Annotated in this window: 7 protein-coding genes and 1 pseudogene; 1 reads left to right on the top strand and 7 read right to left on the bottom strand. The window is 52.3% G+C overall.

What is annotated here, in order from left to right; genetic code table 11:
• Positions 1-167: 167 nt before the first annotated feature.
• Entirely contained in the window at positions 168-1,028 is an 861-nt protein-coding gene (locus tag ABNH10_RS02970) for a sterol desaturase family protein (protein WP_349384687.1), read from the top strand.
• A 66-nt stretch (positions 1,029-1,094) separates the two neighbouring features.
• Here ABNH10_RS02970 and lspA read toward each other — a convergent pair whose 3' ends face one another.
• The 7 genes and pseudogenes from lspA to ABNH10_RS02935 all read right to left on the bottom strand — a co-directional run.
• On the bottom strand, positions 1,095-1,631 hold the full coding sequence (lspA, locus tag ABNH10_RS02965) for a signal peptidase II (protein WP_349384686.1): 537 nt from the start codon (positions 1,629-1,631) through the stop codon (positions 1,095-1,097).
• A gap of 4 nt (positions 1,632-1,635) precedes the next feature.
• Positions 1,636-1,956: a P-II family nitrogen regulator gene (locus tag ABNH10_RS02960; RefSeq protein ID WP_349384685.1), complete on the bottom strand. Its 321-nt coding sequence runs from the start codon at positions 1,954-1,956 to the stop codon at positions 1,636-1,638.
• A gap of 78 nt (positions 1,957-2,034) precedes the next feature.
• A complete protein-coding gene (locus ABNH10_RS02955; protein ID WP_349384684.1) occupies positions 2,035-5,175 on the bottom strand; it encodes an efflux RND transporter permease subunit in 3,141 nt (1,046 codons plus the stop codon).
• A gap of 74 nt (positions 5,176-5,249) precedes the next feature.
• The gene (locus ABNH10_RS02950) at positions 5,250-6,191 is read right to left on the bottom strand and encodes an efflux RND transporter periplasmic adaptor subunit (RefSeq protein ID WP_349384683.1); all 942 of its coding nucleotides are present in this window, start codon (positions 6,189-6,191) and stop codon (positions 5,250-5,252) included.
• Positions 6,188-7,528, bottom strand: coding sequence for a TolC family protein (locus ABNH10_RS02945; protein ID WP_140907667.1), 1,341 nt, complete (start codon positions 7,526-7,528; stop codon positions 6,188-6,190). Before ABNH10_RS02945 ends, ABNH10_RS02950 begins: the two co-directional genes overlap by 4 nt.
• Positions 7,529-7,964: 436 nt before the next feature.
• Positions 7,965-8,147: a hypothetical protein gene (locus ABNH10_RS02940; RefSeq protein WP_037431559.1), complete on the bottom strand. Its 183-nt coding sequence runs from the start codon at positions 8,145-8,147 to the stop codon at positions 7,965-7,967.
• Between the two features lie 12 nt (positions 8,148-8,159).
• Positions 8,160-8,317, bottom strand: a pseudogene (locus tag ABNH10_RS02935) (cation transporter); the annotation flags it as partial.

Genomic DNA, 8,317 nt, shown 5'->3' with positions numbered 1-8,317 from the left:
GTTGCAGATCCTGAATCTGATCATTTAACCCCTGGTTAACTATACGGAACTGTTCGCGCTCCTGCTGGCGGTCTTCGGCAGTGCGCTGCTGGTAATGTTCGAAATGATCGCGAATATCCCGGTTTTCATGAGATGCTGAACACTCTCAATCAGCGAGGAGTGTTAAAATGATTCGTAGCATAACGTGGTTGGTTAGGCTCCTGTATTTGCCGTTGTTTTTGCTCGTCGGAAATGGCGTCGCTATCTATCTTGTTGCCGAGGGTTACAACCAAGGTTGGCTGGTATTTTTGATCTTGGTATTTATAGGAATTTCCTTCGCCACCGAAAAACTGACACCCTATGATCGTGCGTTTAATGAACCGCAACAAGATCAGCGACGCGATCTGCTTCACGCCTTTATGAACGAGTCACTTATTGTTATTGGCGTTGCTGTACTCCCGTTATTTGGTGGCTTGCTGGTCTTGGCACCGATATGGCCTTCCGGGTGGCCGCTGGCTTTCCAGTTACTTTTGGCGATCCTCATTTCTGATGTTGGCATCACCCTGGCGCATTTTGCCAGTCATCGCCTCTCTTCACTGTGGCGCCTTCATGCCGTTCATCACAGCGTAAAACGGCTATACGGTTTTAATGGTCTTATGAAACATCCATTGCATCAATTGATAGAAACCGTCGCAGGAACGACACCATTGCTCTTTGTAGGAGTGCCACAAAATGTCCTGATGTTGTTGGTGGTTGCAGTAGTGCTTCAGTTACTATTGCAGCACTCGAACGTGGCGTATTTTACTGGACCGCTGAGGAGGGTTCTCGCAATCAACGCGGTGCATCGTTTCCACCACTTAAATACGGCAGAAGAAGGCGATGTGAACTTCGGGCTTTTTACCACCTTGACGGATCGCTTGTTGGGAACGGCTTATTTTGACTCTGAACGAACGATCGGTACTAAAGATCTTGGTATCGCTTCAACGCCGAATTATCCAGCTGACTATTGGCAACAGTTGATGCAGCCTTTTCGACGGGACAAGACATGAGGTTATTTAGTAATTGATAAATCCGAGAACACGCTCCACATGCCACAGCGGGAGCGTGTTCTCCACTTACCTCATTCCTTTGTTGTTTTCATGGTCGCTGTTATCGCCTTCATCATGAACTTGATGATTCCTACTACCTATGGTACTCACAATAAAAATACATACCCCTATGAATATCGCTGTATCAGCCAGATTGAATGCTGGCCAATGAGAATAGCTCCAGTGAAAATCAAGAAAGTCCACTACCGATCCACGCCATACACGATCAACCAGGTTGCCCAATGCACCACCAAGCAGCATCGAATAGCTCGCCGCTTCAAGCCGGGTTGGACGCCGCCGCATTGTCCAAACCAACCAAACCGATACGCCAGAGGCTAATGCAATAAAGAAATAGCGTTGCCAGCCACCAGCATCAGCTAGCAAGCTGAATGCAGCCCCAGGATTCATCATGTGTACGATATTAAGAATTGAGTTAATCTCCACGCGCTCACTGTACTCTATCGTACGCTCAACGGCATACTTACTCGCCTGGTCCATCAGTAATATCAAACCGGAAAGACACAGCCAACCACAAAAGGTGTTTGTCGGGTTAGAGTTCGCCATGAAGTTAATTTTCTTTTCCTCCAATCGGTAGCGCTTGCTCGACAGGGGTGACGTATACCCAACCGGATATGCTGGGTCCGATTTTCCCGGTTTTGCGTATGATAGCCGTCACCTCATCCACCTGATTGTCATCACAGACCAGAGATAATTGTACTTCTGAGATAACCACGCCAGCTTCGGCAGAATAGGCCAATTCCCGCTCCCCGAGGGGCTTCAAAGTACCCTTGATGTCGAGTAGCGATAGGTTTTTGTAACCCGCGTCACGCAGTGCGTCGATGACATCAGCGGACCGAACGTGATGTATAAAAGCGGTAATTTGTTTCATGTGAATACTCCAAAAAAGTGTCGTCATTGCTGTTGGATGGATCGCGACAATCGGTTGGGTGCCGCGATCCTGAGGGTGTCACTGAGCGATCGGATCGCCGTTGTCATCAATCTCTTTTGGCTTTCGCCAAGCCAGTCGATAAAGGCCGGGAAGTACCAATAGAGTGAGTAACGTGGATGAGATAATGCCGCCGATGACTACCGTGGCCAGTGGTCTTTGGACTTCTGCTCCAGTGCTGGTGTTGAGTGCCATCGGCAAGAAGCCTAATGCAGCCACCAGAGCGACCATCAAAATCGGCCGCAATCTCAACATGGCGCCGCCCTGAATCGCCTGCTCGACGGATTCACCGCGATTGAGCTCATCCCGAAAGGCCGACACCATCATGACCCCCGTCAGTACAGAAACCCCGCATAAAGTAATAAACCCAACACCGGCGGTAATCGAGAGGGGGATGTCCCGTAACCACAAGGCGATAACGCCACCGGTCAGCGCCAGCGGTACGCCACTAAAGACCAATGCCGCATCTTTTGCTGAGCCAAAGGTCATCATCAACAGTGCAAAAATCATCACTAGGGTAACGGGGACAAGCAGGCTTAACCGCTGCGTGGCCGATTGCAGTTGCTCAAAGGTGCCTCCATACTCCAGCCAATAGCCGGGCGGCAATTTCACCTGCTGCGCAACTTTGCCCTGAACTTCAGCCACAAAACCACCCAAATCACGACCGCGAACGTTCGCGCTGACAACCAGTCGCCGCTTGCCGTTTTCACGAGAGATCTGATTAGGTCCAGGCGCCAGGGTGAGACTAGCCACTTCCCGCAGCGGCACGTAGCCGCCGTCTGGCAGCGGTATCGGCAAACGCTCCAACGCGCGCAAGTCACCCCTGACGCGCTCGGCTACCCGTACCACTATCGAGAAACGCTGATCGCCCTCAAAGATCAGGCCGGCTTCCTCACCACCCGTGGCGGCGGCGACCACGTCCTGTACATCGGCGACATTCAAACCATAACGATACAGGGCTGAACGATCCGCATTAATGGACAGAATAGGTAACCCAGACACCTGCTCGACCTTAACCCCTTCGGCGCCCTCGATACCGTTCAATACCGCCGCGATTTCGCCGCCCGATTTCAGCAGTTGCGTCAAATCGTCGCCAAACACCTTGATCCCGAGATCGGATCGCACACCCGATATTAACTCGTTAAAACGCAGCTGGATCGGCTGACTGATCTCGAAGGCATTACCCGGCAATAATGATAACTTCTCACCGATTTCCTCCAGCAACTGCGCTTTGGTTTTGTCAGGGTCAGGCCATTCACTGTGATCCTTGAGCATGACATAACCATCGGAAATGTTCGGCCCCATGGGGTCACTGGCGACTTCAGCCGTGCCGACGCGCGAGAAGTAGGTTTTGACTTCAGGGATTTCCAGCACCGCTTTTTCCAATTGAAACTGCATATCCAAAGATTGAGTGAGACTGGTACCCGGTATTCGCAGCGCCTGGATGGCAATATCGCCCTCATCCAGATTCGGGATAAATTCCGTACCCATCCGCGTTGCCAGTGCGCCGACCAAAACCACAAAGATCAGGGCCGCAGACAATACGAGTACGCGAAATTTGAGTGCCCACGCCAAAACCGGGGCGTAAAACCGTTTGGAATGGCGAACAATGAAATTGTCCTTCTCCTCAATATGCCCCGTCATAAACAGCGCCACGGCGGCAGGCACAAAGGTAAGTGACAGCACCAGCGCAGACAGCAAGGCCATGATTACCGCCATGGCCATGGGCGTAAACATTTTGCCTTCCACGCCGGTCAGCGCCAGGATGGGTAAGTTCACCAGAATCACTACCAATACGCTGATCAAACTCGGTGTAAATACCTCGCGGGTGGCCGCAAACACCGTTTGAAAACGTTCGTCCAGCTTTAAGGTGCGCCCAAGGTGGTGCTGACGTCCGGCCAGGCGCAAAATGCAGTTTTCGACAATGATCACCGCGCCATCCACAATCAAGCCAAAATCGAGCGCACCCAAACTCATCAGATTGGCGCTGACCTTGGTCTGCACCATGCCTGTCATCAACATCAACATGGATAAAGGGATCACCATTGCGGTGAGTAAGGCCGCCCGGACATTGCCCAGCATGACCAGGAGCACGACAACAACCAATATCGCGCCTTCGGCCAGGTTGGCTTGTACCGTGGCAATGGTTTTATCAACCAATACCGTGCGGTCGTAAACCGGTTCCGCGATCACGCCTTCGGGCAGCGTTTTGTTGACTTCCACAAGTTTGGCCGACACCGCCTGGGAAACCGTGCGACTATTGCCTCCTAGCAACATGACGGCGGTACCCAATACTGTCTCCTCGCCATCGAGCGTGGCAGCACCGGTGCGCAACTCTTTGCCGAATCCAACCTCGGCGACATCAGCCACGGTTATGGGTAGGCCGTCACGACGGGCGACGATGATTTTTTCGATCGCCGGGATGTCAGCTACCTGTCCGGGGGCACGAATCAGATATTGTTCGCCATTTTTTTCAATATAGCCCGCACCGATGTTGGCGTTGTTTTTCTCCAATGCCGCCACCAGATCATCGAAGCTGAGCTGGTAGGCCAGCAGTTTTGACGGTTCCGGGGTGACGTGGAACTGCTTTTCAAAGCCGCCAATGGTATTGACTTCGGTAACACCTGGAACCAGGCGCAATTGCGGACGTATCACCCAATCCTGCAAGGTGCGTAAGGCCGTCGCATCATACGGCTCACCATTTTCCATCAAGGCGCCCGGTTTCGCATGCACCGCATAGTGAAAGATTTCACCGAGGCCTGTGGCAACGGGTCCCATCGCCGGATCGATTCCCGAAGGCATCTCGCTTTTCGCCTGCTGCAAGCGCTCGTTGATAAGATTGCGGGCAAAGTAAATGTCCGTGCCTTTTTCAAACACCACGGTCACCTGAGACAGGGCATAGCGTGATATCGAACGGGTACTCTCAACATAGGGCAACCCCGTGATCGCCAGTTCTACCAGGTAGGTAATGCGTTGCTCCACTTCCAGCGGTGAGTAGCCTGGGGCTTCTGTATTGATTTGCACCTGGACATTGGTGATATCGGGTACCGCGTCAATGGGTAGCTGCTGATAGTTCCAGACACCCAGGGCGCCCGTTACCAGCACCAGAAACATCACCAGCCAGCGGCGTGCGATGGAAAATTGAATGAGTTTATCGATCATCACACACTCCTTCGTTGAGCGGCGATAGAATGCTGCTCCGGCCGATGGAATCCAGAATGTCTTTCAGGGAGCTATTAATCATCATCGCCAACCTCCCCTTTACCCAATTCCGCTTTCAAAATAAAACTGTTTTTGCTGACATACACTTCATCTGCGGACAGACCTGCCACCACTTCGGTTAGCTCACCGTCGGTTCGCCCCAAAGTCACTGTACGTGCTTCAAAACCTTCCTCACCCCGAACAAAAACGACAGGGTTATCCTCGACGATTTGCAAGGCTTCGTTGCGGATCACCATTGGAGCGGCTATTTCGGCGCGGGTGATTTGCGCGTTGACAAAGAGACCGGGTTTCCAAATGCCATTCGGGTTGTCGATCAAAGCGCGCGCCATAATGGCCTGATTACCAGTTTGGCCAAGCGGCGCAATATAGATGATTTTTCCCTCTGCGATATGGGTCGAATCGAGACTGAGAATGCGAACCCGCTGGCCTAATTCAACCTGAGCAACATCCTTGGGAAAAACCGACAGCTCCACCCAAACCGTTGAGAAATCCTGTACTACCAACAACGGGATATCCGTAGTGTGCTCGCCAGCGTTTGCATTCCGCTGGGTAACGGCACCATTGAGTGCGGATACTATCGAATAGGTTTTCAGACTTTCATTCGCTTCCACAGTCACCAGGGGTTCGCCTTTGCTAACCGGATCACCAACACTTTTTTTAACTTCCCGAATAACGCCGTCGAAGCGTGCCGTTACCGACTGTACACGCTCTGCGTTGGTGGCGACGACGCCATATACTGGCAAAACATCGCGGATGGTGCCCGAGGTAACGGTTGCCAGCGTAATGCCGGCATGTTTTATCTGCTCCTGGGTCAGCTCGACGTGGCCTTCTTCACCGTGCTCTTCCTCTTCTCCGTGACCCGTCTCGGCGAAAGTTTGTCCAGACAACAGGGTGATCGCAAAGCAACACGTAATTAGACGGATAAATGATTTTTTTAACTGGGTATTTGATTTCATTGTGGGGTTCCTGAAAATGTGTTGTCTTCGCCATACTGTGTCAAGGCCAAGGGCTCTGCTGTTAGCTGCTCAATTTCTGCACCATAGGTTAAGGCGGCTGCGGCCGCTTCGATCTGGGTGCGCCTGGCGCTCAATAATTCCTGCCGCGCGCTGACATAGTCGAGATACCCGTAGCGACCGCGTTGATAGGCCGCCTGAGTTTCTACCAGGGCCTGCTCAAGGGCGGGAATGATGGCGGTGCGCAGTGCCTCTACCGCGACAATGGCTTGTTTGCGGTTGTGAAAAGCCCGGAACAGTTGCGTGTGTAGATCCAGCAGCATTACATCGCGCTCTGCCAACACCTGATTTTTTTCGGCCAACGCGGTCGAAACGGCGCCGACATTTCGCTTGCCGGAAAACAACGGCATGCTGAAACCCGCTACCAACGCGGTGTCATCGGTTTCCTGCAAGCGACGAACCCCCACCGACCAACTGATATCGGCACTGGATTGGGTTTGAGCAAGGCGTATTTCTGCTTCTTTGAGGCGGGACTCTGCTGCGAATACTTCTATCGCAGGATTTTTTTCAACTTTGGCGTACAACAGGTCGAATGCCACGTCCTCGCCAAACTGGAATAGATCACCTTCCACTTTGTCAAAGTCCGGTGAGGTTACCCCCCACAGGGCAGACAACGACACTTTCAAATAAGCAAGCCGTTGCTGCTCCGAAAGCAAAGCGAGCTTCGCTTGCTCGGCAGCGGCCTGTGCCCGTTTGACTTCCGCCTCGGGTGTCGCTCCCGCCGTAGCCCGCTTTTTCACAATGCGTAAGCTCTCGCTCGCCAATTGGGCGGCCTCGCCAGCCAGGGTGACCTGCTCCTGTGCCGCTAGCACATCGACGTAACGGCGGGTGACTTCGCCCAATAAGGCCAAGGATTCCACCTGTCGGCTGGCATTGAGCACCGACCGACTGTGGGAGATTACGCCTTGCCGTGCCGCGCGCTTATCCCCCATTTCGATGACCGAAGACAGCGCAATGGTGAGTTCAGCACCACCTGCGCCGCTGAAGTCCCCAGTGCCCCCGACATTTTCAGCGTCAAATCCCAGCTCATACGCCGGTCTTAACCCGGCTGTTTCGGCCTGCCCTTGAAGGGCTGCGTAGCGGTAGGGAAAAACTTTCAAAGACGGGTTTTGTGACAGGGAGCGCTGCACCGCATTGGTCAGCGTGATCGTTGAGTCCCCAGGCTCGGCGCTAAGCCCCGACGAAGAAATGAAAAATAATAAACTGAACAGAATACATCGGCTTTTGATATTCCTCCGCCCCAAAGCGCCAGAACCCGGCGCAGTACGTATTGATAGCATATGGTAGATCCTACTTATTTAAGATAATTCAAACCGCGCGTTGCAACGATAACGGCAACACAGAAAAAACATAATCGGTAAAATCAGGCGATTGGAGGGCGGTACAGCGACGAGGATGGGGCCTCGGGAATGAGGGCTTGAGAGTCGTTATGCAACGAATGTTTATGCAAAAAGTTTGGGTGAGTCAGGTTGCCGGATAAATAGACATGGCAATGGCAGCCATGGTAATGGCAATGAAACAGGCAGTCAGTGGACATATTCTGATCAGTGGGATCAGTAGCGGTCGAGCTATCCAGTACTCCCGATGATGAGCCATCGATGAAATCAGAGGAATAAGGGGCTGTATCCGAATAATTAATGGGATGCACGTCAGCCATAGCTGTCACTGATTGCAGTGCAATCAAGAGTAACAGCAGATAAGACAGTGCTTTTCGACTCATAAACCGAACATAACCCCAATGAAATGGAATAAACTGCGAAGCAGTCCACCCTTGATTACGGATTCAATCCCCGATTGTCCCAGCGCCTTTCGTTTACCTGTTATCCGCTTATCAAAGCGAGCCAGGTCGAGGATTTTTATTGGCGAGTTATCAAAAAAAGACCATTGCTTGTTGTTCATATTGTGCTCGGCTCAGGACTTGAGCTGCAAGATACGGCGCGCACCATTCAACACAATCAAACCGATGATAAGGCCAATCACCAAGTCTGGATAACGTGAGCCCGTCCAGGCCACCAATCCACCGGCAAGGATCACCCCTAGATTGGCAATCACGTCATTGGCGGAGAAAA

It is taken from the genome of Alcanivorax sp., assembly GCF_040119285.1.
Classification (GTDB): domain Bacteria; phylum Pseudomonadota; class Gammaproteobacteria; order Pseudomonadales; family Alcanivoracaceae; genus Alcanivorax.
This window is presented reverse-complemented; position numbering and strand designations above follow the sequence as displayed.